36 protein-coding genes are annotated in these 25,559 nt (G+C 47.5%); 30 read left to right on the forward strand and 6 right to left on the reverse strand.

Going from position 1 to position 25,559, the window contains the following annotated elements; translation table 11 throughout:
* Window positions 1–52: 52 nt before the first annotated feature.
* Window positions 53–787: a DUF4145 domain-containing protein gene (locus tag J5W02_RS13885; protein WP_219966301.1), complete on the reverse strand. Its 735-nt coding sequence runs from the start codon at window positions 785–787 to the stop codon at window positions 53–55.
* Window positions 788–895: 108 nt separating this feature from the next.
* On the opposite strand from J5W02_RS13885, the gene J5W02_RS13890 reads away from it, so the two are divergent.
* The 5 genes from J5W02_RS13890 to J5W02_RS13910 all read left to right on the forward strand — a co-directional run bounded on the left by J5W02_RS13890 (window position 896) and on the right by J5W02_RS13910 (window position 3,296).
* The gene (locus J5W02_RS13890) at window positions 896–1,279 is read left to right on the forward strand and encodes a beta-sandwich lipoprotein (RefSeq protein ID WP_219966302.1); all 384 of its coding nucleotides are present in this window, start codon (window positions 896–898) and stop codon (window positions 1,277–1,279) included.
* Window positions 1,280–1,294: 15 nt separating this feature from the next.
* Window positions 1,295–1,777: a Lar family restriction alleviation protein gene (locus J5W02_RS13895; protein WP_219966303.1), complete on the forward strand. Its 483-nt coding sequence runs from the start codon at window positions 1,295–1,297 to the stop codon at window positions 1,775–1,777.
* Complete coding sequence (locus J5W02_RS14920) at window positions 1,774–1,980, forward strand: helix-turn-helix domain-containing protein (protein WP_219966304.1); 207 nt, start codon at window positions 1,774–1,776, stop codon at window positions 1,978–1,980. The genes J5W02_RS13895 and J5W02_RS14920 overlap by 4 nt, the downstream gene beginning before the upstream one ends.
* Window positions 1,977–2,432, forward strand: a complete 456-nt coding sequence (locus J5W02_RS13905; RefSeq protein WP_219966305.1) for a hypothetical protein — start codon at window positions 1,977–1,979, stop codon at window positions 2,430–2,432. Before J5W02_RS14920 ends, J5W02_RS13905 begins: the two co-directional genes overlap by 4 nt.
* 129 nt (window positions 2,433–2,561) lie before the next feature.
* On the forward strand, window positions 2,562–3,296 hold the full coding sequence (locus J5W02_RS13910) for a DNA-methyltransferase (RefSeq protein ID WP_255575777.1): 735 nt from the start codon (window positions 2,562–2,564) through the stop codon (window positions 3,294–3,296).
* A 48-nt stretch (window positions 3,297–3,344) separates the two neighbouring features.
* Here the strand turns inward: J5W02_RS13910 and J5W02_RS13915 are convergent, their stop codons facing one another.
* Complete coding sequence (locus J5W02_RS13915; RefSeq protein ID WP_219966306.1) at window positions 3,345–3,638, reverse strand: hypothetical protein; 294 nt, start codon at window positions 3,636–3,638, stop codon at window positions 3,345–3,347.
* A gap of 206 nt (window positions 3,639–3,844) precedes the next feature.
* Between J5W02_RS13915 and J5W02_RS13920 the strand changes: the two genes are divergently transcribed.
* The 25 genes from J5W02_RS13920 (at window position 3,845) to J5W02_RS14040 (ending at window position 23,482) form a co-directional block, all read left to right on the forward strand.
* On the forward strand, window positions 3,845–4,669 hold the full coding sequence (locus J5W02_RS13920; protein ID WP_219966307.1) for a terminase small subunit: 825 nt from the start codon (window positions 3,845–3,847) through the stop codon (window positions 4,667–4,669).
* The gene (locus J5W02_RS13925; RefSeq protein ID WP_219966308.1) at window positions 4,666–5,889 is read left to right on the forward strand and encodes a PBSX family phage terminase large subunit; all 1,224 of its coding nucleotides are present in this window, start codon (window positions 4,666–4,668) and stop codon (window positions 5,887–5,889) included. The genes J5W02_RS13920 and J5W02_RS13925 overlap by 4 nt, the downstream gene beginning before the upstream one ends.
* Window positions 5,890–5,895: 6 nt before the next feature.
* The gene (locus J5W02_RS13930; protein ID WP_219966309.1) at window positions 5,896–7,314 is read left to right on the forward strand and encodes a phage portal protein; all 1,419 of its coding nucleotides are present in this window, start codon (window positions 5,896–5,898) and stop codon (window positions 7,312–7,314) included.
* Window positions 7,301–8,965: a phage minor capsid protein gene (locus tag J5W02_RS13935; protein ID WP_219966310.1), complete on the forward strand. Its 1,665-nt coding sequence runs from the start codon at window positions 7,301–7,303 to the stop codon at window positions 8,963–8,965. The genes J5W02_RS13930 and J5W02_RS13935 overlap by 14 nt, the downstream gene beginning before the upstream one ends.
* A gap of 13 nt (window positions 8,966–8,978) precedes the next feature.
* Window positions 8,979–9,191 carry a hypothetical protein gene (locus J5W02_RS13940; RefSeq protein WP_219966311.1) on the forward strand — a complete coding sequence of 71 codons (213 nt, stop codon included), beginning with the start codon at window positions 8,979–8,981 and terminating at the stop codon, window positions 9,189–9,191.
* 170 nt (window positions 9,192–9,361) lie between these two features.
* Window positions 9,362–9,886 (forward strand): phage scaffolding protein, encoded by a 525-nt coding sequence (locus J5W02_RS13945; protein ID WP_219966312.1) that lies wholly within the window; start codon window positions 9,362–9,364, stop codon window positions 9,884–9,886.
* Window positions 9,887–9,901: 15 nt separating this feature from the next.
* Window positions 9,902–11,080 carry a phage major capsid protein gene (locus tag J5W02_RS13950; protein WP_219966313.1) on the forward strand — a complete coding sequence of 393 codons (1,179 nt, stop codon included), beginning with the start codon at window positions 9,902–9,904 and terminating at the stop codon, window positions 11,078–11,080.
* 23 nt (window positions 11,081–11,103) lie between these two features.
* Window positions 11,104–11,487, forward strand: a complete 384-nt coding sequence (locus J5W02_RS13955) for a head-tail connector protein (protein ID WP_219966314.1) — start codon at window positions 11,104–11,106, stop codon at window positions 11,485–11,487.
* Entirely contained in the window at window positions 11,484–11,885 is a 402-nt protein-coding gene (locus J5W02_RS13960; protein ID WP_219966315.1) for a hypothetical protein, read from the forward strand. Before J5W02_RS13955 ends, J5W02_RS13960 begins: the two co-directional genes overlap by 4 nt.
* Window positions 11,885–12,280, forward strand: a complete 396-nt coding sequence (locus J5W02_RS13965) for a minor capsid protein (protein ID WP_219966316.1) — start codon at window positions 11,885–11,887, stop codon at window positions 12,278–12,280. Before J5W02_RS13960 ends, J5W02_RS13965 begins: the two co-directional genes overlap by 1 nt.
* Window positions 12,277–12,705 carry a hypothetical protein gene (locus J5W02_RS13970; RefSeq protein ID WP_219966317.1) on the forward strand — a complete coding sequence of 143 codons (429 nt, stop codon included), beginning with the start codon at window positions 12,277–12,279 and terminating at the stop codon, window positions 12,703–12,705. The genes J5W02_RS13965 and J5W02_RS13970 overlap by 4 nt, the downstream gene beginning before the upstream one ends.
* A 4-nt stretch (window positions 12,706–12,709) precedes the next feature.
* On the forward strand, window positions 12,710–13,207 hold the full coding sequence (locus tag J5W02_RS13975; RefSeq protein WP_219966318.1) for a phage tail tube protein: 498 nt from the start codon (window positions 12,710–12,712) through the stop codon (window positions 13,205–13,207).
* A 3-nt stretch (window positions 13,208–13,210) separates the two neighbouring features.
* A complete protein-coding gene (locus J5W02_RS13980) occupies window positions 13,211–13,648 on the forward strand; it encodes a hypothetical protein (RefSeq protein ID WP_219966319.1) in 438 nt (145 codons plus the stop codon).
* Window positions 13,645–14,220, forward strand: coding sequence for a bacteriophage Gp15 family protein (locus J5W02_RS13985; protein WP_219966320.1), 576 nt, complete (start codon window positions 13,645–13,647; stop codon window positions 14,218–14,220). Before J5W02_RS13980 ends, J5W02_RS13985 begins: the two co-directional genes overlap by 4 nt.
* A 216-nt stretch (window positions 14,221–14,436) precedes the next feature.
* Window positions 14,437–14,751, forward strand: a complete 315-nt coding sequence (locus J5W02_RS13990; protein ID WP_219966321.1) for a hypothetical protein — start codon at window positions 14,437–14,439, stop codon at window positions 14,749–14,751.
* Between the two features lie 44 nt (window positions 14,752–14,795).
* Window positions 14,796–17,519 (forward strand): hypothetical protein, encoded by a 2,724-nt coding sequence (locus J5W02_RS13995; protein WP_219966322.1) that lies wholly within the window; start codon window positions 14,796–14,798, stop codon window positions 17,517–17,519.
* Window positions 17,519–17,899 (forward strand): hypothetical protein, encoded by a 381-nt coding sequence (locus J5W02_RS14000; protein ID WP_219966323.1) that lies wholly within the window; start codon window positions 17,519–17,521, stop codon window positions 17,897–17,899. Before J5W02_RS13995 ends, J5W02_RS14000 begins: the two co-directional genes overlap by 1 nt.
* Before the next feature lie 12 nt (window positions 17,900–17,911).
* Complete coding sequence (locus J5W02_RS14005; RefSeq protein WP_219966324.1) at window positions 17,912–19,639, forward strand: hypothetical protein; 1,728 nt, start codon at window positions 17,912–17,914, stop codon at window positions 19,637–19,639.
* A 2-nt stretch (window positions 19,640–19,641) separates the two neighbouring features.
* Entirely contained in the window at window positions 19,642–20,040 is a 399-nt protein-coding gene (locus J5W02_RS14010) for a hypothetical protein (RefSeq protein WP_219966325.1), read from the forward strand.
* Between the two features lie 3 nt (window positions 20,041–20,043).
* Window positions 20,044–20,523, forward strand: a complete 480-nt coding sequence (locus tag J5W02_RS14015; protein WP_219966326.1) for a hypothetical protein — start codon at window positions 20,044–20,046, stop codon at window positions 20,521–20,523.
* Window positions 20,520–21,713 (forward strand): Kelch repeat-containing protein, encoded by a 1,194-nt coding sequence (locus J5W02_RS14020; protein WP_219966327.1) that lies wholly within the window; start codon window positions 20,520–20,522, stop codon window positions 21,711–21,713. The genes J5W02_RS14015 and J5W02_RS14020 overlap by 4 nt, the downstream gene beginning before the upstream one ends.
* A 10-nt stretch (window positions 21,714–21,723) precedes the next feature.
* On the forward strand, window positions 21,724–21,981 hold the full coding sequence (locus J5W02_RS14025; RefSeq protein WP_219966328.1) for a hypothetical protein: 258 nt from the start codon (window positions 21,724–21,726) through the stop codon (window positions 21,979–21,981).
* The gene (locus tag J5W02_RS14030; protein WP_219966329.1) at window positions 21,981–22,121 is read left to right on the forward strand and encodes a hypothetical protein; all 141 of its coding nucleotides are present in this window, start codon (window positions 21,981–21,983) and stop codon (window positions 22,119–22,121) included. Before J5W02_RS14025 ends, J5W02_RS14030 begins: the two co-directional genes overlap by 1 nt.
* Entirely contained in the window at window positions 22,118–22,897 is a 780-nt protein-coding gene (locus tag J5W02_RS14035) for an N-acetylmuramoyl-L-alanine amidase (RefSeq protein WP_219966330.1), read from the forward strand. Before J5W02_RS14030 ends, J5W02_RS14035 begins: the two co-directional genes overlap by 4 nt.
* 21 nt (window positions 22,898–22,918) lie before the next feature.
* Window positions 22,919–23,482: a phage holin family protein gene (locus J5W02_RS14040; protein WP_219966331.1), complete on the forward strand. Its 564-nt coding sequence runs from the start codon at window positions 22,919–22,921 to the stop codon at window positions 23,480–23,482.
* A gap of 46 nt (window positions 23,483–23,528) precedes the next feature.
* On the opposite strand, the gene J5W02_RS14045 is transcribed toward J5W02_RS14040, so the two are convergent.
* From J5W02_RS14045 to J5W02_RS14060, 4 genes are all read right to left on the reverse strand, one after another.
* Window positions 23,529–23,945, reverse strand: a complete 417-nt coding sequence (locus J5W02_RS14045) for a protein-export chaperone SecB (RefSeq protein ID WP_219966332.1) — start codon at window positions 23,943–23,945, stop codon at window positions 23,529–23,531.
* Window positions 23,946–23,967: 22 nt separating this feature from the next.
* Complete coding sequence (locus J5W02_RS14050; protein ID WP_219966333.1) at window positions 23,968–24,222, reverse strand: hypothetical protein; 255 nt, start codon at window positions 24,220–24,222, stop codon at window positions 23,968–23,970.
* Entirely contained in the window at window positions 24,212–24,748 is a 537-nt protein-coding gene (locus J5W02_RS14055) for a hypothetical protein (protein WP_219966334.1), read from the reverse strand. Before J5W02_RS14055 ends, J5W02_RS14050 begins: the two co-directional genes overlap by 11 nt.
* Window positions 24,749–25,323: 575 nt before the next feature.
* On the reverse strand, window positions 25,324–25,559 hold a 236-nt coding region (locus J5W02_RS14060; protein ID WP_219966335.1), incomplete at its 5' end, for a hypothetical protein.

Genomic DNA, 25,559 nt, shown 5'->3' on the forward strand with positions numbered 1-25,559 from the left:
GAAACAAAAGCAGCTCGTGGGTCCGGTACGAAAGATCAGCCGTGCCGTGTTATTACGGAGTATTGGAGTCTTGATGGTCAGAAACTTGCGGAGTTTGATCCTTTGTCTGACGAAAAACTGGAGGATGAGCAATCATAAGTTTGGTCTCTACTAAGTGAATGAATATCTCCATATATGATTTAAGTATTTCAAAATCTTGTTCTGGATATTTTCGTTCATAATGGGCGTAATCATTTCCTAATATTCTTACAACATCTCCAGAAGCTATTAATTCTTGGTTATTAAGATATTCTCCAATAGCTTCAAAAAGAGTTTTCTTAGTGACAACTGATTTGTCTATTTCAAGTTCATTTACAGCAAAATCTTTTACTAAAATTTCTAATGAAGCACGGAACCCTATAGCCGCCAACTCTAAGTTGTTGTTTGATTCACAAAGCAGGGCCTGATTGTAAATATCAATAAAGCGAGGTGATACTTTTTCAATTCTTTCATTTGAGAACGAATAATTTGTTGTGGGATAAATAGCCGCTACATTCGATTCTTTAACTGTTGAATTAATATCATATACCACTATGTAAATCTTTGAGCAGCGGGTGCATCTGTAAGTTATTACTCCAAAAACAGCAGGACTATTTGCAGAAAATATCTTTCTATCAACCGTGACTCCGTCTTCATAGGCACCGCAATATGGACAAAGCATAGGCTTGTTTAACAAAAAGTTGTAGCTTGCATCGCTTATCCCAAAAGAATCTCTACAATTTTTATTAGTAAAAACCATCTTTTGCATGTCAATCCACCTCAAAATTATTTTATCATTTTAAATAGAAACAAGCAATATAAAAAATAGGCTCTTGCCGTAAAGCAAGAGCCAAAATAAAAAAAGGAGTTAAAAGACATGAAAAAAATTATTTTTGCGCTGATTATGACGCTGGCTCTATTGATTGGAGTCAGCGGGTGCAGCGAAGCTGATAAAGTAAACAGCAATATTTCCAAACAGGCTGACTATTTTGGGTGCGAACGTCGTATCACGGTTTATAATGCGAGAACCGACAAAGTGATTTTGACAATGGAAGGGTACATGAGTCTTAGCAATGACGACAACAGCGAGTTGGTTGTAACTTGTAAAATTGGGCCAGATAAGTATAAAAAAGATTATGTGTATCTGAGCAATTCTACCCTTTATGTTTGCGAGGATATTTCCGGAACTGATACTGACCCGTACCATTACAAGGTGTATTTCCACACGAACGTACTTCCGAGCGTGGAAACAAAACTGTAAGAGGGAGTGAAAACAGTGAAAGAGGTCAAATTGAAATCGTGCCCGTTCTGCGGGGGCGAAGCAGAAGAAAAGCATTCGTCAACAAGCGGTCTATTTTCAAATCCAATAGCCTACTATTTTGTTCAATGCAAATCATGCGGAGCTACAGGAGAAGCAGACCTTATTCCCAGAAAAGCCGATGAAGCATGGAACCGCCGCCCCGCCCCGGAAAACAAGCCGCTGACGCTGGAAGAGCTGCGGAAGATGGACGGGGAGCCAGCGTACTGCGTAAACTCTCGAGGTGACGGGAAATGGGCAATAGTGCATATTTGCGACGACATACAGGATAGCTTTTGCGGCGATGGGAATAGCGAAGAATGGGAGTTTGCTTATTACGGATTGACAGATGATAGCAATCAACTACTCGATGGCGCATGGCTTGCCTACGCCCGCAAGCCGGAACAGGAAGAATTCAAGCTGAATCGTCTAAAAGAGAGATTGGAGCGTGAAACCCCATGATCTTCCCAGAACGCCTCAAGTCATTAAGAACCGAGCGTCACCTTACACAGCAGCAAGTAGCGGATGAGGTTGGAATTAACAGGTCACTGCTTACCTACTACGAGGTCAAAGGCAGAGAACCCGGCGCGCATGTGCTGTGCTGTTTGGCTGATTATTTTCATGTTACCACGGATTATTTGCTGGGGAGGAGTGATTGCCGTTGACAAAAGAAGAGCTGTCTCAAGTCAGAAACCTGAAAAATGAGATTAAACTTCTCAAAGAACAAAAAGCTGAAATACGGCAGCGCATGTCCGGAATGAGTACGCCACACAGTGTACAGGCTTCTGGAAAGTGTGAACCTTACCAACTACATAACATCACAATTCAGGGAGTCGCGAGGTCTGAAACGGATGCTTATATTGAGGCTGACGATAAGCGCGAAAAAATTGCATTGGATTTGGCGGAACGTGAAAGGCAGTGCCTGGATGAGTATGATCGGATTAATTCTTTTGTCAGCACCGTACAGGATAGTGAAATGCGGCAGATATTAACGCTATATTACCTGAAAGGGCTGACCTGGCAGCAGGTAGCGTTTAAAATTGGAGAAAACGATGAGAGCTATCCACGTCGTAAATGTACTCAGTTTTTAAAACTTGCCGAAATTGCCGATTCATAAGTGCTAGAATTGTATTGTGAAAAAGTATAATCACGGAGTTTCGCAGATAGTTAAAAAGGCGTTCAGCTGATGAGGCTGAGCGCTTTTTCTATGCCTTAGTTCGTGTGGGCCCCGACGGAAAGGAGCCGCATGAAAGACTACATTAACCAAATTTTCAATATGGACTGCATTGCTGGCATGAACATGTACCCGGATAAGAGCATTGATATGATCCTTTGTGATTTGCCTTACGGCATGACCGGGTGCCGGTGGGATAGCATTATCCCATTTGATCCACTCTGGAAGCAGTACTGCCGCATTATCAAGGACAGCGGTGCAATCGTTCTAACTGCTACCCAGCCTTTCACTACCAAGCTGATCGGCAGCAATCCGAAGATGTTCCGGTATTGCTGGTACTGGTACAAAAATCAGCCGACAGGGTTTGCTAATTCCAAGAAGCAGCCGCTGCGTTGCGTCGAAGAGGTCTGCGTATTTTATAGGCATCAGCCAACGTACAATCCACAGGGTATCATCGTGTTGGATAAGCCGATCAAACGCCGGGGTCATAAAATACCAGAGCACAGCGATTCTGTGTACCGTATGGATGGCAGCCTTTCGAATGATACGGAAACCTGCGTTGTTCATTACCCGCGCCAGCTGCTGGAAGTGAAATGCGAACGCGGTCTGCACCCGACGCAGAAGCCGGTAGAACTGTTTCAATACCTAATACGGACTTATTCAAATCCGGGTGAGCTGGTTCTTGACAATTGCATAGGAAGTGGCACAACTGCGGTGGCTTGTATCAATTCTGGCAGGAACTACACCGGTTTTGAAATGGATCCGAAGTATTACGAAATTTCAAATTGTAGAATACAGAATTATTAATTGAGATCGGCCGTAGCGTGTGCGGCCGTCCTTTTTTCTTCCTTCTAATTACGCTACCCGGGTTCCATTTATTGGGAATGTTCCAGAACTGGTCAAAGCTACCGCCTTAAGGGTGTCTCCTTCCATGGTACCTTTTATGGAGTATCTTAAATTAAAAAATCCTGCATTTAGGATTCCAGAAAACTCAAACGAATTTCCGTTTATTTTCCCATTTCTAAAGAAACTTGTGTTCCCCATTGTACGAATAGAACCGCTTAGTATTCCATTGTTATCAACAAAGGTTACGGTTCCTTTTTGAATTCCAAACGGCGTTTGAAGAGTAACGCTATAAGTGCCATTCATTAAATTGCCTCATTTCTGTTAGGGTAATTTTAATATATGCGATCGTTTATTGAGTGATTACAATGTACAGATTCATTTGGTATTGATTATGAAAAATTATCATTACAGACCGGAGTTTAACGCCAGAATTTATGGTCCAGCAGAAGCAAGGGCAGACGCATATTGGAGGAAACGCAGGGAAGCTATCGAACGAGGTGGTGAATTATGTGGCAAAAACCGAATTAATGGAAAAAGCGGAACGGCTTTACCACCAAGGTAAAACCCTTTCTGAAATAGCAGAGCTTCTCGATGTTTCACCCGGTACCGTCCGAAGTTGGAAAAGCCGTGGCAAATGGGACAGTGATGCTGCAACGCAACGCAACGTTGCAAAAAAGCGTTGCAACGCAACAAAACAGTCAGAACCTGAATCGCCTCCTGCCGAATTAGTAGAACCGTTGACAGAAAACGAACGGCTGTTCTGCGAGGTTTACAGCAGAAATAAGAATGCGACTCAGGCTTATTTGAAAGTGTATGGCTGCACCTATAACTCGGCTATGACAAGTGCCTATGAGACCTTGAGAAAACCTAAGATAAAATGCTATCTCAACTATCTGAGGGAATGTCAGTGTGAAGCTATGAATCTGCAGCCTATTGATATAGTCGAGCGTTTCATGCATATTGCATTTTCCGATATGACTGACTTTGTGGATTATGGAACTAAAATAATTCCGATTGTCGATGACAAAGGAAAAATAACCGGCTCCTCCGAAAAAGACTTTCTTCAATTCAATGATTCCAAAATGGTTGACGGTGGAATCATTAAAGAAGTCAGGCAAACGCAACAGGGTATGTCTATTAAGCTGGAAAGCAGAATTGACGCCTTAAAATGGCTGTCCGATTATTTCAAAATGAATCCGATGGATAACCACAGAATCGAGTTCGAAAATAAAAAGCTTCAGCTTGAGCAGCTGAAGATCAACAGCGGTAGCCCACCGCAAGAAACCGAAGATGATCCCATTACCAAGTCGCTTAAGGAGGAATTCTCAAAATGAGTTTTTCCGAAAAGCAAAAACAGATTTTTCAGTTCCCCTATTCGGGAAAACCCGCGCTGATCTGCGACGGGGCTGTTCGATCCGGTAAGACTTCAATTATGTCGCTGTCGTTTATACTTTGGGCGATGGGGAACTTCTCCGGCCAGAACTTCGGCATCTGCGGTAAGACGGTCATATCAGCCGAACGTAACGTTGTAAAGCCTCTGATGGGGATTAAGTATCTGAGAGAGCAGTTCTCCATGCGCTTTGCAAATCACATTCTGACGGTCACCCGCGGCAAAAAAACAAACACCTTCTACATATTTGGCGGCAAGGATGAAGCGTCCTACATGCTTATCCAAGGCATTACCCTAGCAGGTGTGCTGCTGGATGAAGTCGCGCTCATGCCTGAGTCATTTGTCAATCAGGCACTTGCCCGTTGTTCCGTGGAAGGCTCTAAATACTGGTTTAACTGCAACCCGGAAGGGCCGCAGCACTGGTTTTATCAGGAGTGGATTCTGGACCCGAAGAAAAATCATGATGCCCTGCATCTGCATTTCTTGCTTGATGACAACCCATCGCTGAGTGAAGAAAAGAAGCGGGAGTATTATAACGCATACACCGGCGTCTTTTATGACCGCTATATCCTTGGCTTGTGGGTCGTCGCAGAGGGCCGTGTCTACCCCATGTTTACCGATAACCCCGACCGCTTCATCCTGCACGGAACCACAGCAGGCATGGACGGTCAGTTTTTTGTTTCGTGCGACTACGGTACTGTTAATCCATACTCGCTTGGCCTGTGGTGCGTCAGGGGCAAAGAAGCCATAAGAATTAATGAGTATTACTTTGACAGCCGCAAAGAGGGCCACCAGAAGACAGACGAGGAGTATTACTCCGATCTGGAAGAGTTGACCCGCGGCTACTACATCCGCAAGGTGATTGTGGATCCGTCCGCAGCATCCTTTATCGAGTGCATTCGCCGGCACGGTAAGTTTCAAGTGTGGGCCGCAGAGAACGAAGTACTCAAAGGTATTCGTACCGTGGCCACCATGCTCAATGCCGGCATGATAAAGATTCATGAATCCTGTAAAGATGCAATTCGTGAATTCGGGTTGTACCGGTGGGATGAAAAGAAAAACGAGGACGCCGTGCTGAAGGAAAACGATCACAGCATGGATGAAATCCGTTATTTCTGCGCAACAATACTGGCCCGTGAATTCCGTTGGGCTGAATGGAGGTGATAACCCATGTTTGAAAAAATGCTTCGATGGCTGCGTAGCTTGCTTGATCGAATGTTTGATGAAAACAGCGCCGTTTCAGACATAGCAATTTCGGATAAAATGAGTTCCGCAATCGACTTGTGGACCCGAATGTATGAAGACGGCGGCCCGTGGTGCGGAAAAGATTTGCACAGCTTACGTCTGCCTGTCGCAATCGCCTCCGAATTTTCCCGGTTGGTTACGCTGGAAATGGAGGTATCTGTCACTGGATCCGGACGCGCAACGTTCCTGCAGAATGAGTTGAATTCATTCTTCGACAAGCTGCGCAACTATGTGGAAACTGGCTGTGCTCTCGGTGGAGTCGTCTTCAAGCCGTACGTCAGTGACAACGGGCTTTCAATTGACGTTGTTCAGGGTGATTGCTTCTACCCCACTACGTTTGATAGCTCTGGCCGGATGACCGGGGCGATCTTCACAGAGCAGATCATCCGTAAAAAGGTAATTTACACCCGGGCCGAACATCACGAGTATGCAAACGGTGTTCATAAGATTGAAAATCGGGCATTCAAGAGTAATTCATCTGCGACGCTTGGTTCACCGATTGACCTAACGGAAGTCCCTGAGTGGGCGCAAATCGCACCGGAGGCGAGCATAGAAAATGTTGATCGACCTCTGTTTGCTTATTTCCGCATTCCGCTGGCAAACCGCGTCGACCGTCATTCCCCTTTGGGCGTGTCCGTATATGCGGAGGCGGTTGATACTATCCACGATGCAGACGAGCAGTATGGGCGGTTTCTGTGGGAATTCGAGGGCGGCGAATTGGCCGTTGATGTAGATGAAGATTTATTCAAACACAGTGAACAGGAAGGGGTTAAACTTCCAAAGCGACAGGAAAGATTATACCGTCGCAGATCCTCTTATCATGGCGCGGGTTCGGAGAAAAATTTCTATGAGGTTTTCTCCCCTACTCTCCGCGATACTTCACTCAAAAACGGTTTAAACACCATCCTACAGAAGATCGAATACCAATGCGGTCTTGCTTACGGTACGATTTCCGATCCGCAGGTGGTCGAAAAGACCGCCGAGGAAATCAGGTCGAGCAAGCAGCGCAGCTACGCTACCGTTAAGGATATCCAGAAAGCGCTTGAAAACTCTCTGGACGACCTGATTTACGCAATGGATAAACTGTCCACCCTGTATAAACTCGCTCCGCAGGGCAGCTATAAAGTCGCGTATGACTGGGATGACTCCATCATTAACGACCCCACTCAGCGCAAGCAAATGTTCTGGCAGTATGTCACTGCCGGGAAATTTCCGTTCTGGCGGTACCTAGTCGAATTCGAGGGGTACAGCGAAAATGACGCCAAGGCAATCGAAGCTGAAACTCAGAGTAGCTTGACTGACCCGTTCGGATTCGGGGAAGGTGATTCCAGTGTTAACGCCTGAATATCTCGAATCCGCCCCGGAAGGCATCGTCGAGCTATACTCTAAGCTGGACGAAACTATCACCCGCGACATTGTCCGGCGCCTGGTCAAAACTGGCGGCGTTTCCTCTACCGCAGACTGGCAGATTCGGCGATTGCAGGAATCCGGGCTGCTGTATGAGGATATTATCCGGCAAGTGTCGCAGATGACCGACGCCAGTGAGCCGCAAGTGCGTGCTCTATTTCAAGATGCCGGAATCGAATCGCTGAAATACGACTTTTCTATCTACGAGGCTGCCGGTCTTACTCCACTGCCACGTCTGCAATCTCCTGCTGCAGCAATGGTACTGCAGGCCGGTATACAAAAAACACAAGGCTACCTTAAAAACCTGTCATTGACTACCGCAACGACAACGCAACAGGCATACATAAACGCCGTCACACTCGCAGAAATGCAGGTGGAGAGCGGCGCTTTTGATTATGTGACCGCAATCCGTAACGCCGTGCGCGTCGCTGCGCAGTCTGGTACGACGGTACTCTATCCCACTGGACACACTGATAAGCTAGACGTTGCCGTCCGGAGAGCGGTATTGACCGGCGTGAGCCAGACATCCGCGCAGATTTCTGAGCGATATGCTGACGATATGGGCTGTGATCTTGTGGAAACGACAGCGCACGCAGGGGCACGTCCCTCACATCAAATATGGCAAGGCAAGGTATTCAGCCGATCCGGCAGCGGAAAGTATCCAGACTTTAAACAAAATACAGGATATGGCACCGGTGCAGGGCTTTGCGGCTGGAACTGCCGGCACAGCTTCTTCCCTTTCTTCGAGGACCTTTCCGAATCGGCTTATCCACGGAACAAGATTCAGGAGTACAACAGCCACACGGTTACCTACAATGACCAAAATGTCAGCTACTATGACGCTACACAGATGCAGCGTGCATACGAGCGCAGAATTCGAGCAACCAAGCGCGAGCTTGCTGGTTATGATGAGGGTGTCAAATCTACTGACAGCGACGAACTTCGGAACGTTCTGAAAGAAAAATTCAACGATTCTTCCGTCAAGCTGAAGCGGCAGGAATCGGAATTAAAAGACTTCTTGCAACAAACCAGGCTTGATCGGCAGCGTGAGCGCGAACAGGTTATCAGTTTCGGGCGCAGTCCTGCGCAATCCGCGCGGCACGCCGCTGAGCAGCGCTATCAGCAATGGGTGAAAAATATTGGTGCAAAAGATTCTGCTCCGAATTCTCTTGCAAAATACTATAAAGAGAAGTATAATAATTCTCCTGCCTACAAGCTTCTAAAAGGCTACAGCAATGCCGTCGATAATGGGGATATATCTCCCTTGGTTGGATTGAAGCAGTATACCGATACAGCGCATCGGGTTGAATCCGATATTTTGGGTCTTACCACTTCGACTGGTGTTGAAATTCATTCCTATGCAACGCACTTTATCGACCGTGTAATAGGTCAGGTTTCCACGCCGCATCCCGGGAAACGCTGTGGGGTATCGATTGAAGATGCAAAGGATGCACTCATTCATCCGCTAAAGCTGGGGGATGTCCATAATATGGAGAATGGGGACATTCGGCAAACGCTGTTTGGAAAGAATGCTACAGTAACAATCAGTATTCGTGATGAACGTCTGATTCAGACAAATCCAAGATAAGGAGGGAAAGCAAATGCTGAAATTTACAGATAAAGACCGTAATTTTATACTGCAAAATTTTAAAAACGCTGGTGAGCTCTTAAGCGCTTCTAACCTTGACGATGTGCTCGACCCTCTATACGAGTTGATTGATGAAAAAGGTTTTGCACCACCTCACTATCAGGACTATAACGATTTTGGCAGGGAAGCGCAAAAAGTCTATGACAGCATTTATTTTAATAACTGAACCGCCTTCACATCAGTGTCGGCGGTTTTCTTATACCCAAAATTCAAGATTGAGAAACGCTTCGGGAAACCGGGGCGTTTTTTAATACAATCGGCCTATCCACCGGCCTAAAATGTGGAGCAGCAGGTGACAGCAACCACCTAAAACGCTTAGCTGTGACGGAGGACAACATGAAAACAGAAGAATTAACCGCGCTCGGATTGACAGAGGATCAGGCATCGAAAGTTTTTGAGATGCACGGTAAAGAACTTACCAAACTGCAGAATTCCGTTACCACCCTGACCACTGAGCGGGACGGCTTCAAGACCCAGCTTGATACCGCAAATACCAAGCTGGTCGGGTACGATCCCGAATGGAAAACCAAGGCCGATACCGCCCAGCAGGATGCTCAAAAGCAACTCGACGCGCTGAAATTTAATTATGCGCTGAACGACGCTCTCAAATCTGCAAAAGTACGCGACGTGGTGGCGGTAAAAGCGCATCTGAAAACTGACGCGCTGAAGCTGGACGGCGAGAACATTCTTGGCCTGAAAGAGCAGCTTGACACCATCAAGGCAGAAAGCGGGTTCCTCTTTGACACTGAGGAAAAGCCGCCGATCATTTCCAGCAGGACACCCGGCGTGCAGACAGTTACAACAGGAAATAACGACAAAGCCAACGCCGCCATCCGTGAGGCGCTTGGCACAACCATCTGAAAGGAAGATTAATTTATGATTACAAGAGCTCAGGCAGAATCCCTCATTCAGGAACAGCTCGTGACCACCATTTTTCAGGATGCCCCGAAGCAATCCGCAGTGCTTTCCCTAATGAGAAAGTTGCCCAACATGAGCAGCAAACAAACAAAAATCCCCGTGCTTGACATGCTGCCCCTCGCCTACTGGGTAAACGGCGACACCGGATTCAAGCAGACCTCTCAGCAGGCATGGGATAACGTTTATCTGACCGCCGCTGAACTGGCCGTTATCGTACCTATTCCCGAAGCGGTACTGTCCGACGCGTCCTATGACATCATGGGCGAAGTCACCCCGCGTGTCAATGAGGCTATCGGTCAGAGAATCGACCAGGCTATTGCGTTCGGTGTCAACCGCCCGAATGAGTGGCAGAACGATATCATCACGCTTGCTCGGCAGGCCGGGAACAATGTTTCCGCATCCGGCGGCATCACCTATGACAATATCATGGGCGTCGGCGGTCTTATTTCCAAAGTTGAGGACGCCGGCTATATGGTAAACGGCATCATGGCTGCCATCAGGACCCGTGCGGCGCTTCGCGGCCTGAAAGACGGTAACCAGCGTCCCCTGTTCCTGTCCGACATGAAGGGCAGCACCCCGTATGCACTCGATGGCACCCCGCTCACCTTCCCGCAGAATGGGGCGTTTGATGCCTCTGTAGCGCAGATGATTGCTGGTGACTGGTCGCAGGCCGTCTATGCCATGCGTCAGGACATTACTGTCAAGCTGCTCGATCAGGGCGTTATTCAGGATCCGGTTACAAAAGAGATCGTCTATAACCTCGCGCAGCAGGATATGGTCGCACTGCGTGTCGTGATGCGTCTCGGCTGGGCGCTGCCGAATCCGGCTACTCGTCTGAATGGTGACCGCGTCAACGTTCCGTTTGCATACCTCGAAGCAGCTACCCCGGCCACTGACTATGCTGTGACATTTACGGTAAACGACAACGCCGAAACTCCGGTTGCAATTGAGAGCGCAAAAATTGACGTTAACGGAGCGAAGAAGATGACCGCTGCCGATGGTACCGCAGTATTCAATCTTCGTGCTGGTACTTACCCGGCAACCGTCAAAAAGACCGGATATGTGACCCAGTCCGCCACCATCACCGTTGCAAATGCGCCGGTCGCGCAGACCATCACTCTGCCGATCGTGCAGTAATGCACGCGGCCTGATTGGAGGGAGTGACGACGCCTTATGCTGATTACGCCTACTATTCAGACATTTACGGAGGTATATCGATTTCTCAGGACGCCTTTGCCGCCTTAGCGCGGCGGGCGTCCCTTTTTATCGATCAGATCACTTATAACCGCCTTAATACCGGATGGGCCGTAACGGATGCCGTGAAAAACGCCACCTGTGCCGTTGCGGAAGTATTGGAACAGTATAAAACATCAGAGGCACAGGAAGTCACGGTGGCTGTGTTCAAAAGCGAAAGCGTTGGCGGATGGAGTGGAACATACCAAGACACTGACATCATACGCGCCACGATAGAATCCGCAATGGAAAACGCCGCGAGGCCCTATTTGATTTATACCGGATTAATGGACAGGAGCGTGTTTGTATGATTTTCCCTCATACCGTTACGATCTACAACTACACCAAGGCCGGGTATAATCGCACTGTTTTACGCGGCGTTTTATGGGAGGATACCAAGGCAAAAAACGTCAATAAGACCGGTTCAACATCGGTTGACAGTGCGCGGGTGTTTGTCCCATTCTCGGTGGACTCAGGCGGCGCGACATATAAGTCACCTGCCGAGTATCAGGCCTACCCGACCGGTGCGTGGACGCTACAGATCAAGCAAAAGGATTTTATTGTTAAAGGTGAGTGCCCGTTTGTGCTAGTTCCCGGTGGGTCTATTGCGGAGCTGACAACCAACTACGACGCGCTGACCATCACAAGCGTTACGGCCTGTGATTTTGGAAGCGCGGCCATGCACCACTGGGAAGTTGGTGGTAAGTAATGGACGGTCCTGAAATCAAAACGCCGCAAGGCGAAATCATCATCACCAAGGCAGGAAAAGCAAAGCTCACATGGAACAGCAGCTTCAAAAATAAATGGCCGGGGCGCTTCTCGCGTGCACAGCAGTATGTTGACAGTGAAATTCTGCGCCTGTCCGCCCCGCTTGTCCCATTAAGGACCAGTATGCTGATGAAATCCGGCCAACTCGGAACTGTAATTGGCACTGGTCTTGTGCGTTGGATCGCTCCATACGCACGAACGCAGTATTATGATACAGCCACGAGCCGCCCGTACGACCCACAGCGCGGCGCGTATTGGTTTGAGCGGATGAAGACAATTCACGGCACGCAGATCGTAAATGGTGCAAAGAGAATAGCAGGAGGCGGCAATAAATGAGCATCATCGAATCTCTTAAAACTTTTATCGCCACCTGTCCGCACTTGAACGCTATAGCTGATCTCAATGTCGATAGTCTCGGCGCGGATACGGTCAATTACAGCATCGACCCTCTTCCCGGCGCCCGCGTTGTTGAAACCGACATTTTAGGAAATAAAACACGGGAGTATCCGTTTGCGTTTACGTCGCGTGAAATTACAGTAGACGACCTTGCTCGGATCAGCAACAATGGATTTTTCGAAAACTTTGCCGAGTGGCTTGAAGATCAGACAGATAACAATAATCTGCCTGATCTCGGAACAAAAAAAACCTCCGAATCCATTGAGGCGGCATCATGGGGTTACCTGTACCAGCGCGACGAAAACGACCAAACGGGTATTTATCAGATTATTTGTAAATTAACCTATACCGAAATGAAAGGATGATATTATGGCAGGAAAAATCAAAAGGTCGCTGTTTGCAATCTTTCTGAACACAGCTCCGTCCACCGAAACCGCTGCCTACGCACTGATGGGGCAGGGAATTACCAGCCAGAAAGTCGACTACGGTCCGGAAACCTCCGATGAAACCTATGTCTCCGAAGATAGTGGCACGACCGATGTCGAAAGCTACAAGCCTAAAATTTCTACCCAGCAGACGGCGATCCAGGGCGACGCAGTATTTGATTACGTCGATGGATTGCGCCAGAAACGCGCCGTGATGGGCGACGCACGCTCCGATATCGTACTGGTCAATCTGTACGGCACGGAGGCGACTGGCGCATATCCCGCTGAGAAAAACGCTGTATCAATCCAGATCGATGACTTCGGCGGCGACGGTGGCAAGTCGGTGGAAATCAATTACACCGTAAATATGGTCGGTGATCCGGTTAAAGGTACATTCAACCCGTCGACTAAAACCTTTACGGCAACCGGAACGGGGGCATAATTCATGGACAGCTTACGCATTGACACCGGCGAAGTTCGGCTGTGCATCAATGACGATCCCTCTCGGGTGATTGCTTTTAACCCCACCGATATTTCCTTTGCCGAGCGGTTTTATGGCTTGCTCGGCGAGTTTGAAGCCAAGGAAAAGGAATATCAGGAAAAAGCCAAAGCGCTGCAGCGGGATACCTCGGTTAATGAGATGGGAATTCCGAAAAACTTTGGTGCATCGCTCTCACTCCTGCGCGAAACGAGTGATTTCCTCCGCGAAAAAATCGACACGGTTTTTGGCGTCGGAACCAGCCAGGCAGCGTTCGGTGACGCAAACACACTTGACATGTTCGAGCAGTTTTTTACCGGAATCACACCGTTTGTGCAAAAGGCCCGCGAGAAGCAGGTTGGCAAATATACCACGAAACCCGCAAAGCGCGGCGCGCTGAAATGAACGTCCTGATTGATGGCCTGCCAACCCGGGCAGAAATCGACGGTGCGGAATACGAGATCAACACTGGTTATCGCGTTGGGCTGCAGATCATGACGGCGTTTGAGGACCCGGACTTGACCGGATTTGAGAAACAGTGTGTCATGCTGGAACTGCTCTACCCCGTTATTCCGCCGGATCGGGCCAAGGCGGCGGAAATAGCCGTGAAGTTTCTGAACTGTGGCGAAGAATCCACAGACGGCAGCTTCACCGGGGTCACTGACAGCGAACGGTACTATAGTTTTACTCAGGATGCGCGGTACATCATGTCGGCAGTCGAGCAGACGTATCACATCGATCTGTCACAGGTTGAATATTTGCACTGGTGGAAATTTAGCTATATGTTTCTCGACCTCAATGAGGATTGCTTTTTCTGCAAACTGATTTATCTGCGCAAACAGAAAGCAAAAGGTAAGCTGACCAAGGAAGAGCAGGAATGGTACAGGTCTATTCGGCATATCGTTGATTTGCCGGAAGTTTATACAGCAGACGAACAGTCGGCGATCAATGATTTTATGGCGCAGCTCGGGCAGTAATGTCCGGGCTGTTTATATTCGCAGATAACTGCACCGGTTTATGTGCAAAAATTGAGAAAAGGCGGGTGGTAGGTATCGAAAAAATAAAATGCCCATTTTGTGGTTATGAAATGCCCGTCGCTTATGCCGAAGATGCTCTTTGCCGTGGGGTGTTCGTCCGATGCAAAGGGCGTAACTGCAAAAAACTGTTTGAAGTCAAGATTGGAGGAGCGATAAATGAACCCGAGCGAAGACCCGAATGATTACACAGATTATTGTCTGTTAAAGCTCAGTCTTGCTTGTGAATCATTCGCAGCTGAAGTTCAGGAGGCTTTCCGACCCATTATTGAGCCTATTTTACAATGGGTTAACGACGTTGTTCAAAAGCTTCAGAAATGGATTGTCGATACAGCGAATCTGTGGAAACTGTACCTCCAGCGCATATACAGAAAACCCAAAACGCGAAAACTGGTTTGGTTGGCCCTCTACGCTAAGAAATTCCGAACGCGAAAGAAAAACATACACCGAATTTTAAAAATACTCAGCAAGTAACCAAGTAGTGCCATTATGTGCCGATGGTTATCGCTTTTTAAGGAGTGATAGCATTGGCAGCCGGATTTGATGGCAGCATTAACATTGATACTCGCATCGACAGCACAGGGTTTAACCGGGGCATAAGAGGAATAAGTTCTGAAATGGACGGGCTCGGCGGCTCTTTGAAAAAGCTTGCCGCTATTGTGGCCACTGTTTTCAGTGTTAGGACAATTGTAAACTTTGGTAAGGCATCCATAAAGGCATCAACCGATTTGTCCAATGCTATGATCGGATTGCAAAGTATTGTAGACGGGCAAGGGCGTAGTTTTGCCGATTCACAGGCGTTTCTGCAAAAGTACATTTCAGATGGTCTTATCCCTGCCACCGACGCTGTTACAGCCTACAAAAACCTCGCAATGCGCGGTTATACTGACCCGCAGATTCAGTCAGCGCTGACGGCTCTGAAAGATTCCGCGGCGTTCGGCCGGCAAGCAAGCCTCACACTCGGGCAAGCCGTATCATCTGCGACTGAAGGTCTGAAAAATGAAAACTCCATCCTGGTTGATAATGCGGGTGTTACAAAAAACGTATCTGTCATGTGGGCTGACTATGCAGCGAGTATTGGCGTTGGCGTCCAAAGCCTGACTAAGCAGCAGAAGATTCAGGCCGAAGTTACCGGAATCATGCAGGAAACCCGCTTTCAGACTGGTGACGCGGCAAAAATCGCAAACACCTATTCCGGAGAGGTTTTAAAACTTGGGTACAATTTCAACAACCTCAAGATTGCAATCGGCAACGCTCTTATTCCTATGGCACAGGCTGTCCTGCCGGGACTGAATGCTATCATCACAGCACTTACCCGTGTGGCGAACCTCTTTGCACAAGTAACAACCGCACTGTTTGGTCGTCAGGCAGCCCAGCAGCAGGCTGTGGCGAACACAGCGAGTAATATCGCATCGAACTCTAACGACGCCGCAAAAGCACAGAGCAAACTGGCTGATGCCACCAAAAAAGCAGCAAAAGCAGCTGACAACAGTGTTGCCAGTTTCGATGAACTGAACGTCCTGCAGCAGGACACCGGCAGCACAGCAGCAGATCAAAACACACCGGATGTTTCCACAGGTGCCGCCGGAGTTACCGCCGATCAGGAGCTTGGTGCAGGAGTTACGGTCAGCCCTGCGGTACAAGCCGCCGCGGACGTGATTAAGGGAATTTTTGCTGATATCGACAAGGCACTCGGCCCTACAAAAGAAACACTCGCAGGGCTGTGGACGGAGTTTCAGCGGCTCGGCGGATTTGCGTGGCAAGGCTTACTTGATTTTTATAACACCTTTTTAGTGCCCGTCGGCAAATGGACACTGGGAGTTGGGATACCGGGATTCATCCATGCCATGAAAGATGGCATGTCTAAGGTAGACTGGAACAAAATCAATACCGCTTTACATAATGTTTGGGAAGCACTCACACCCTTTGCAATCAATGTTGGCTCAGGGCTACTGTGGTTCTATGAAAATGTACTCGTTCCATTTGATGTCTGGAAAGATAATAACATTATTCCGTTATTTTTGGACGCGCTCGCAAGTGGAATCAATATTTTAAATGGTATTATCACCGCTCTGCAGCCGCTCGCATTGTGGTTGTTCGATAACTTTTTAAAGCCTCTGGCGGAGTGGACAGGTGGTGTCATCGTAAGCGTACTGACCAGTATAAAAGACGCTCTTGGTGGCGTATCTGACTGGATTAATCAAAATCAGGGTGTAGTGCAGGGCGCGACGATTACGGTAGGGGCATTTTTTGCGGCATGGAAAGCCACTGAATTACTCGCTTTTATCCAAATGTCTGGTGGAGTTGTTGCAGCTTTGGGTAGTTTGACCGGTTCCATTATCGCGGGCACCGTGGCAAAACTAACGGATAAGGCTGAAACCATCGCCCTTACTGCTATGTACGCGAAAGACTTTGTTGTAAGCGTAGCACAAAGTACCGCCGCCTTACTAACCAATGCGGCCCAGTGGGTCGTTACGACCGCTGCCAAAATAGCCGATGCCGTCGCGCAATGGGCCGCCACAGCAGCAGTAACCGCATGGAATGCGATCTGTGTTATTGCCACTGCCGTAACCACTGCTTTCGGCGCAGCCGTTGCTTTCCTTACCTCCCCTATTGGTTTGGTTATACTCGCTATCGCCGCAGTTATTGCAATCGTCGTTCTGCTGGTCACACATTGGAATCAAGTTAAGGAAGCCGGTGCCGCGGCATGGGCATGGATTCAAAATGCGTGGAATTCCGCTGCAAAATGGTTTCAGGATAACGTACTTACTCCGCTTGAAAATGGGTTCAAATCTTCAATAAATTTCATGATCGGATTAGTAGAGGGATTCATAAATGGATTTATTGACGGTATTAACTCTATTATCACATTGCTTAACCGTATTCACATTGATATTCCGGACTGGGATATTTTTGGAGATATGCGGGGTCAGTCCTTTGGCTTTGACATTCCAAAAATGGGGCGTCTGTCTATTCCCCGTCTTGCCACCGGCGCAGTAATCCCGCCGCGAGCTGAATTTGCTGCAATCCTTGGAGATCAGCGCAGCGGTACGAACATCGAAGCGCCGGAAGGCCTTATCCGCAGTATCGTATCGGATGAATTAAGCAAAATCAATTTTAGCCCCGAGGTCAGAGTTATTGCGTCTGGAAACGACGCCGGGCTTGTTAGGTGGATGAAATTTGAAATTGAGCAGGACAACCGCAGGGTCGGTCCTGTAATGGCAACGGGAGGCGGGCGCTGATGGTTATAATTGACGGGGTTACTTTTGATATCCCGATTGTAAGTTTAAAGCGCAACGGGCAGTTTCTCGACAAATTTGCCAAGCGTACCGAAGACGGCAACTTGAATCGAAAGCTGATCGGAGTTTATTTCAACTATTCACTGAAGTTGGGGCGCAGCACTACGATTGGGCGTATTGCTTATCAAAAACTATGGGATAAGCTCACCGAACCGGTTGAATATCACACTGTAACCGTACCCGACGGAAACGGGCTCTATACCTATACCGCCTACTTTTCCGATGTCAGCGACGAACTGCTGATGCAAAAAGCGGGTGAAAACTACTGGAAAAACCTTTCGGTTGATTTTATCGCAAAAGCCCCGGCTCGCAAACCAGCGTAAGGAAGTGATGACTTGGAAGATACCGAAATCATATTGGATTTAATCGACGTTACCGCTAAAAAAGACAGTACCCCGACCGCAACAGATATTTTGCCGTTTACGGATGCAACGCAGCTGAAGCGTGACGATCTGACCGTACCGAAATACGCCACACTGGAAGATGATTTCTTCTTGCTGGACGGCAGCTTCGAATTATTTCCGGATAATCCATCCGACATGGATTTCGGGTATTGGAGCAACATGTCTGGTGCAGACGGGGTGTTTGAAAATCCTCCGGTGTTGGAAATATTGTTCACGGAGCAGCACACCTGCGCCGGGCTGACGCTCTACTTCCTGCCAGACTTCCCTGACTCTCTCAATATCCAGTGGTTTACACTCGGGGACGCGCTCATCATTAGCAAAGACTTTCAGCCGGACGTACTAAATTATTTCTGCGACTGCCCGGTCGAGGATTTCGGAAAGATCGTAATCACCTTCAAACGCACCGCAAAACCGTACCGTTATGTTAAGCTCCGCGCTATCGACTATGGCACTTATTTGAGTTTTTCCGGGGAGTCGGTCGTTGAAGCGAAAATCACCGAAGAGGTTGACCTGATTTCCAACACTCTCAGCATTAACATGGCTAATTTCACCTTGCACAGCCCGACGGATGATTTTAATTTAATGAATCCAAAGGGCAAATATAAATTGCTTCAGCAAGGGCAAAAAGTCCACATTCGTCAGAGTCCCGATACGGGTAACATTGAAATGGGCACCTTTAGGCTGGCCACATGGCAAAGTGCCGACGCATCAACCGGACAGTTTACGGCCAACGACAGCATCGGCGAACTGGATAAAACAGACTTTAAGCTTGGACAGATTTATGTAAACGAACCTGCGGGAAATATCATAGACGCGATCATGCAGTCCGCCGGCTGGGTGGATTATACGGTTGAAGACGCAATCCGCAGCACCCCCCTCTCCGGTTGGCTACCGATTGCTACGCATCGAACCGCTCTGCAGCAAGTCGCATTTGCAGCGGGCGCCATTGTAGACGACAGCCGGGGCAGCACGATCCGCATTTACTCGCAGTCGCCGACATACAACCACCTTATCCCCCGTTCCCGGAAGTTTTCCGGCGGCTCCGTGAAACTGCTATCATATATCTCAGACGTATCGCTGACGGCGCACAATTATGTGCTAAAATCCGAAGCAGAGCAGATTTTTCAAGGCACACTCGCAGCCGGTTCGCATGAAATCCAGTTTGACGCGGCCTGCACGGGACTGTCCATCACCGGCGGCACAATAACCGAACAGCATTCGAATTATGTTGTTGTATCCGTGGAAACGGATGGAGAAGTTATCGTCATGGGGAGAAAGTACGAAGATCACCCGGTGATCTATCTGCAGACAGCCGAAAAGCTCCCAGCCGGCGCAGCACGGAACGTCATAAAGTTTGAAAACGCCACGCTGGCTTCCGTCGCGAACGCCCTGACGATTGCGCAACGTCTTTACGACTATTACCAACTCCGATACCAGACAACCGCGCCGATCATCCTCGACAAGGAGCGGGCGGGCGAAAAGGTCGCCCTGCAGCACAGCGATGGAACCGGGTACACAATGGACGTAATTGAACGCATGGACATTGACCTTGTGGGTGGGTTTGTGGCCAATGCAACGCTCATCGGCAACGGCATTGATATCGTACTGGCATATTACGCTGGGGAAATCTATGCCGGGCAGGATATGGGGGTGATGTGATTATGTGGATAAATCCAGTATTCGACCGAACGCAAGCTGATATTGACGGCCAGACCTCAAAAGGGCATTACAAAGCTGATGATCTCAACCGCATTGAGCAGAATTGTTCTTATCTGGCCGGGGTGTTCGGGGTAACGGTCATCACCCGAGAATGGACTCGTACAGACTTCCCCACCACTTCCGAAACAGAGAGAATCCGAAACAATATCGAAACGCTCCGCGCTGCTTACATGGTATATCAGACAACGCCAGACACGCCCGCCACACCGCCAAACGAATACCACAAGGTAAATTACCTTGAACAGATTATACATGATCTGCGAGCCCTGCACGACGACAATACGCGCGCTGTAAATTATGCCGGGGAAACCTATTCCGGCCAGTTGATAGGAGTGATTTAAGATATGGCATTCAGCATAAAAACATGGGTTGACCGGCTTTCCGAATTTCCAAATCGGCGCAGATTGGACAGTACCGGAATTGCAAACACATATGACGTGACCCGTGCTGAGGGAAATGTATCGGTAGAGGGTGACAAAATCAATGCCGCGAACCTTAACGATTTGGAAAGCAGAATCAGTGAAGCGTTCAATGAAACTGTTGATAAATCCACCTCTGCCACCTCAACCCTCCTGACATCCGGTTGGACCGGCAGCGAAGCGCCGTACAGCATCACGGTCAGCGTGACGGGGGCAAAATCCGAGCCTACTCGTATTGAGGTACAACCAACAACGGATGCGACAGCAGCGCAGTGGGCCGCGTGGCGGGCGGCGTTCATCCGCGGCGGCGGGCAGGGCACTGATAGCCTTACATTACTGGCTGACGGGGATAAGCCGGAGATTGACATACCCATTGCGGTAACCATCAGGGGGGATGTATCTTGATTATTAATACCGCGCAGGGTGGCGGCGGGAGCGACTTAAAGCTGAATGTTCTTTGCCAGCCTGATTTGCCCACTGATATATTTGACGGTGTGTTGCTTCAAACAGCCTCCAAAGAATCAATTAAAAAGGTTGTTTTTGATTCCAATGTATGGGCGGCAGAACAATGGCAAAATCCTAGTTTGGTAGCCACAGCTCCTATATCTTTATTTGCAAGAGTAGGCGATGTATACGATAACAAAATTTTTATATTTTCAGAGTCTAATGCGTATTCATACGACCCGGCGCTAAATACCTATGCTACACTAGCGAAAATTTCACCGGCCAGATCATACCCATGTTGCGCCACTTATGGCGATAAGATTTTCATTTTCGGGGGGTTTGACGGCGATTCGGTGTTAAACACAGCTATAGTATACAACCCAGCTTCTAATACTTTCGGTACGATTGCCACTATGTCAGGTGGAGTCAGAGAAAATGCATGTTGTGCAGTTTATAACGACGAAATTTTTATTTTTGGTGGACTTGGTTCTTCCGCGTCTATTGGAACAGCTATAGCGTATAAACCCTCAACTAACACATACCGCACCTTGGCGAGTATGCCAGAAACTAGAGGGTATGCTTGTTGTGCTACTTCCGGTAATGAAATTTTTATTTTCGGCGGATTTTCATCCCCAAACTATTTGAGTTCAGCAATAGCTTATAACCCATCAACCAATACATATAGAAGTATAGCCGCTATGTCTGTCGCTAGTGCAAACTGCGGATGCGTTTTGGTGGGTGACGAGATTTTCATATTCGGTGGTAGAAAAGCGATTTCCAGCTATTTATCGATGGCGATAGCCTACAACCCCTCTACTAATACTTACCGCAATTTGCAAAGTATGAATACGAGCGGATATTTTATTAGTGCGTTTTTGTATGCCGATTCCGTATATGTGAGCGGCGCCTCTGGCACAACCATGGAGTGCCTAGAATTGACAGCCAAACAATATGCCGATTCTCCATCAGTGATTTTTTACAGGATATATAAAGATACCACATTAACGGCCGAATTATTTTCCGGAAAAGTTGTTGATGGCATTCCAGTGGATTTCAAAAATTGTATGTTGTTCAAGGACGGAAATATCACGTTCCCCGCTCTCTATCTAGGGGACGGAACACAGTGGAATTTAGCGCGTTCAGCGCAATAGGAGGGATAATATGAATTTATCTTACACAGTGTCGGACAAGGGATATACCATATTCCGTGATGGGGTGCCGTGGATTGTTCAAGATGGTTATATTCCATACCCGGGCGAAACAATCGAAGAATCTGCACAGAACCACATCGACCAAATCCTCGCAGATCAGGCCGCAGCTGACGAGGCGGCACAGCAACCGACAATAGAAGAAAGAGTCGAGACGCAGGAACAGGCTATCGCGGAGCTTTCAATTTTAATCGCGGGGGGTGTTGCGTAATGTTCACCGAAAATTCCGGGCTTGTGGCCATTTGGGTGCAGCTGATCCGCGCGGGAACATATACCGAGGACAAGGTACCGGCGTTGTCCAATTTACAGGATATCGTGCACCAGGTACTTAATGAGGAGGCAGCAGAATGAACATAATTCAAAAGCCAAGCAAGAATTTTAACAGCCGCGGGGCGTGGGCTCCCAACATGATAGTCAATCATATCACCGGCGGCAATAAGGTGAGTATGGCCCTGAACGAGTTTACGGTAAATGATCGGGCCTCTGCACACTTCGTGGTTGATCTGGACGGCACCGTATATCAGTGCGTCGATATCAGACAAGCTGCATGGGGAAACGGGACAACCACCAAGCCCGGCAATAATCCATATTCTGGGGACAGCAAACTGAAAACCGTCCGTGACAGAAAGGTCAATGCAAACCTATACACGGTCAGTATCGAGCATGTCAATGCGGGCGGTGGGGTGCTGACAGCTCCGCAGCTTGCGGCAAGCATAGAACTGCATAAATACATAATTTCTGAGGTCAAGCGCATTTACGGTATTACGATCCCGATCGACCGGGAACATATCACAGGGCATTGCTACATTGCTCCAAAGACAAAGCCGTGCTGCCCGGGGGCATGTTTCCCCTATGACGCTATCATTGCCGGAATCAAGGGCCAAATAGAAGTCAAGAGCGATACAACCTGTGACATGGTCATGCGGCAGGGCGCAACATATCAGCTGAAGTTGACTTCGGTCATCCCGCCGGTTGTCACAGTCGGTACCGCCGGTGTGCTAACCCAAGAGTTGGTCAGGCAGTCCGGCAATGACTATTACATAAAAATCACAGCTGCTGGAAAACCCGGAACCGGCGCAGGCGTGTTTGCAAACGGTAAAAAGCTGTTTGCAGTCAATATAAAATAAAAATTGGAGGGTACAAGATCTATGGACAAAATCAAAGCAACCTTTATCGCGATATTCACGGCACTCTCGGCATGGCTGGGTATTTTGGCCGTGCCGGTGCTCCTGTTGGTCGGCTGCAATATCATTGACTACGGCACCGGTCTAGCTGCAGCAAAGTATCGTAATCAGAAAATTAGCAGCTATGTTGGATTCCGTGGCATTGCAAAAAAGATTTGTATGTGGCTGCTGGTAGTCGTCGGAGCGATCATTGACGGATTGATTACATACGGATTTGCACAAACTGGGCGCACATTACCATTTGGGTATGGAATCGCCTGCCTTGTAGCTGTGTGGCTGATTTGTAATGAAATTATCAGTATCCTTGAAAACATATCCGATATCGGCGTCGCGCTGCCGCCGTTCCTGATGAAGATCGTCGGCAGTTTGAAATCACAGGTTGAGAGCAAGGCGGCGCAGGCACTGCCAATCGGAGCTGGTGAGATTATTGGAACAGTAGATCCTGCACCCGCCGAAGCTGCGCAGACCGGCGCAGATCAGGCAGCGGAGGTCAAGCAGGATACGGCAGTGTCAGACGATAATAAATAACGTATAGATATGACGATCCCCCGCTGGCCTATCGGCTGACGGGGGATTATAAATCTGTATCATCGGATTTGGTTAATTTGTTTATGTTAAGTGCGGGTATAATGATAGGTGACATGTCAGGTTGTGTCGTAATTAGCGATATTTGACTTCTGAGATATGGAAACATTATTGCGATTGTATTAGTCTCCATAATGTGACGAGCAAATGCAGAATCCACTTTATCTTTTATCTCGAAGAAGCCGATCATAGTCGCACCTATTGTAATAGATTTATTCTCGGTATAAATTAAGATCTTTAGGGTAACTTTGCAATCCGAATCGCTCAAAAGTTCTGCGTCTTTCGATATTTTCATCTGTAATTCTACGTTGTCAATCTCTGATTCTACCCTTGTAAAATCTAGATCCTTAAAAAGTAACCTTTTTAATTTTAGCCCACTCGCTAAATTGGTTTTTATTTCATTCATTAGCTTATCCTTCCGCTCCTTTTTAGGCCGCAAAATCAGAATTAGAATCATTTGGGAAAAACTTCGACTTTCCGGATAGTTTAAACCTGTTTGATACAGCTAACGTAATTTTAAAATCTATACTTTGTTGAGTAATTCCTTTATGGTCAGATAGAATCTCATTTATCATTTCTTTGGTGATTTTTTCTCCATTAAAGGTGGGAGCACCTTTTTCCTCTATAACTTCAATGTTATACTGAGCACAGATCTTTCTCATCAATTGTTCATTATACAACACAATCCGCACCTCCTATATCTATTATATGTATTACACTACTGTCGGATGCGCACAATTGAACTCTTTCAAATTCGCCTGTTGGAAATCCTACTAAATTGTAAATCGTATATGAAAAAGTAAATTTAATTAGCTTTATATCAAATAGCTCTTTAAATAAACTACAATAAAAGTTTCTGAGTTGATTCTTCCCTTTAAAATCAGGCCTAGCATTGCCTGATATGCTAGACTCAGCATTGTAATCATTAGCAAACTCTCTTAATCTATCCATGTTCGCTGGTACATCCAAATCAAGAAAGTTTTTAGAAGGCAAGCTTAACTCTGCGGTTATAATCGCGGGTGGGCTAGACTTATCAACATTTCCAGCTACAATCCACCATTCGGCATTATCCAAGTTATCCCAAAAGTATACCCCAAAACCGAGCCACTCACCTTTTTTCGAACTCGTTTTAAATCCATTCTCTAATATATTCCCAACGCAATTCAAACTAGTGGCATGATAACCTATTAAATTAATTCTATCTCCCATTAGTTTTGGCTCCATTTATGTAATCTATACTGCACATCAAGTTTATTGCGTAGCAAAGCAATAATTTGTGTGTGGATTCTAGCAGGTATATTTGCAAAATATTGAATGATTACATCTGTATTGTTATAATATACCATAGTTTGGTTTTTATCAATAGGAAACAGCAAAAATTCCCTTGACTTTACCTTTTCATAATGGTATTATAGTCAAGCGCGTTAAAATTTGATCGATAATACGCCATTAAAACAGAAGGTACTTAATACATTTATATATCACTTCTTTTTATCATTATATTATCCCAGACAAGCTAATTATGTTAAAATATACCCTCAACCCATAGACAAAGACACAGGCCCATCGGATTAACCCGGTGGGCTTTTCTATCGTCACATTTGGCACTGTTGGAAGCGCTCAATACTTGACTTCTGTTTTTTCCTACGCTATATTAGTTTCAGTAAATTATTGCCATGTGGCTTACATGTGGCATCGTGTATTTTCAACACCCGCATGGCTCTAGGCTCCGCGCCGGTTTTACAAGCGCGTTCGGGACGTAGAGGCCGCTGGTTCGAATCCAGTCACCTCGACCAGCATTTGGAATCCGGTATAGAACCGGGTTCCTTTTTTATTGCGGCTAAAGGTGACTGGGTGAGAACCAGCCGGTGCAGGTTGGGAGAAACACAAAATTCCCCTCTCCCCCTTAAGTACCGCAGGGACTCGCGGAACGCGGGTACAGTGTGCCAACACCCGAATCCAGTCACCTCGACCAGCATTTGGAATCCGGTAGAGAACCGGGTTCCTTTTTTATTGCAGC

Origin of the sequence: Caproiciproducens faecalis (assembly GCF_019448085.1) — a bacterium.
In the GTDB taxonomy this organism is placed as follows: domain Bacteria; phylum Bacillota; class Clostridia; order Oscillospirales; family Acutalibacteraceae; genus Caproiciproducens; species Caproiciproducens faecalis.

Excerpts from the sequence above, each read along its gene's own strand:
- J5W02_RS13980 (WP_219966319.1), top strand. The coding sequence starts at position 13,211 with ATGGACAGCTTACGCATTGACACCGGCGAAGTTCGGCTGTGCATCAAT.
- J5W02_RS13945 (WP_219966312.1), top strand. The coding sequence starts at position 9,362 with ATGAAAACAGAAGAATTAACCGCGCTCGGATTGACAGAGGATCAGGCA.
- J5W02_RS14015 (WP_219966326.1), top strand. The coding sequence starts at position 20,044 with ATGGCATTCAGCATAAAAACATGGGTTGACCGGCTTTCCGAATTTCCA.
- J5W02_RS14030 (WP_219966329.1), top strand. The coding sequence starts at position 21,981 with ATGTTCACCGAAAATTCCGGGCTTGTGGCCATTTGGGTGCAGCTGATC.
- J5W02_RS13985 (WP_219966320.1), top strand. The coding sequence starts at position 13,645 with ATGAACGTCCTGATTGATGGCCTGCCAACCCGGGCAGAAATCGACGGT.
- J5W02_RS14920 (WP_219966304.1), top strand. The coding sequence starts at position 1,774 with ATGATCTTCCCAGAACGCCTCAAGTCATTAAGAACCGAGCGTCACCTT.
- J5W02_RS13965 (WP_219966316.1), top strand. The coding sequence starts at position 11,885 with ATGGACGGTCCTGAAATCAAAACGCCGCAAGGCGAAATCATCATCACC.
- J5W02_RS13990 (WP_219966321.1), top strand. The coding sequence starts at position 14,437 with ATGAACCCGAGCGAAGACCCGAATGATTACACAGATTATTGTCTGTTA.
- J5W02_RS13950 (WP_219966313.1), top strand. The coding sequence starts at position 9,902 with ATGATTACAAGAGCTCAGGCAGAATCCCTCATTCAGGAACAGCTCGTG.
- J5W02_RS14035 (WP_219966330.1), top strand. The coding sequence starts at position 22,118 with ATGAACATAATTCAAAAGCCAAGCAAGAATTTTAACAGCCGCGGGGCG.
- J5W02_RS14025 (WP_219966328.1), top strand. The coding sequence starts at position 21,724 with ATGAATTTATCTTACACAGTGTCGGACAAGGGATATACCATATTCCGT.
- J5W02_RS14040 (WP_219966331.1), top strand. The coding sequence starts at position 22,919 with ATGGACAAAATCAAAGCAACCTTTATCGCGATATTCACGGCACTCTCG.
- J5W02_RS13925 (WP_219966308.1), top strand. The coding sequence starts at position 4,666 with ATGAGTTTTTCCGAAAAGCAAAAACAGATTTTTCAGTTCCCCTATTCG.
- J5W02_RS13885 (WP_219966301.1), bottom strand. The coding sequence starts at position 787 with ATGCAAAAGATGGTTTTTACTAATAAAAATTGTAGAGATTCTTTTGGG.
- J5W02_RS13930 (WP_219966309.1), top strand. The coding sequence starts at position 5,896 with ATGTTTGAAAAAATGCTTCGATGGCTGCGTAGCTTGCTTGATCGAATG.
- J5W02_RS14045 (WP_219966332.1), bottom strand. The coding sequence starts at position 23,945 with ATGAATGAAATAAAAACCAATTTAGCGAGTGGGCTAAAATTAAAAAGG.
- J5W02_RS13940 (WP_219966311.1), top strand. The coding sequence starts at position 8,979 with ATGCTGAAATTTACAGATAAAGACCGTAATTTTATACTGCAAAATTTT.
- J5W02_RS13970 (WP_219966317.1), top strand. The coding sequence starts at position 12,277 with ATGAGCATCATCGAATCTCTTAAAACTTTTATCGCCACCTGTCCGCAC.
- J5W02_RS13890 (WP_219966302.1), top strand. The coding sequence starts at position 896 with ATGAAAAAAATTATTTTTGCGCTGATTATGACGCTGGCTCTATTGATT.
- J5W02_RS14055 (WP_219966334.1), bottom strand. The coding sequence starts at position 24,748 with ATGGGAGATAGAATTAATTTAATAGGTTATCATGCCACTAGTTTGAAT.
- J5W02_RS13960 (WP_219966315.1), top strand. The coding sequence starts at position 11,484 with ATGATTTTCCCTCATACCGTTACGATCTACAACTACACCAAGGCCGGG.
- J5W02_RS14000 (WP_219966323.1), top strand. The coding sequence starts at position 17,519 with ATGGTTATAATTGACGGGGTTACTTTTGATATCCCGATTGTAAGTTTA.
- J5W02_RS13975 (WP_219966318.1), top strand. The coding sequence starts at position 12,710 with ATGGCAGGAAAAATCAAAAGGTCGCTGTTTGCAATCTTTCTGAACACA.
- J5W02_RS13915 (WP_219966306.1), bottom strand. The coding sequence starts at position 3,638 with ATGAATGGCACTTATAGCGTTACTCTTCAAACGCCGTTTGGAATTCAA.
- J5W02_RS13910 (WP_255575777.1), top strand. The coding sequence starts at position 2,562 with ATGAAAGACTACATTAACCAAATTTTCAATATGGACTGCATTGCTGGC.
- J5W02_RS14010 (WP_219966325.1), top strand. The coding sequence starts at position 19,642 with ATGTGGATAAATCCAGTATTCGACCGAACGCAAGCTGATATTGACGGC.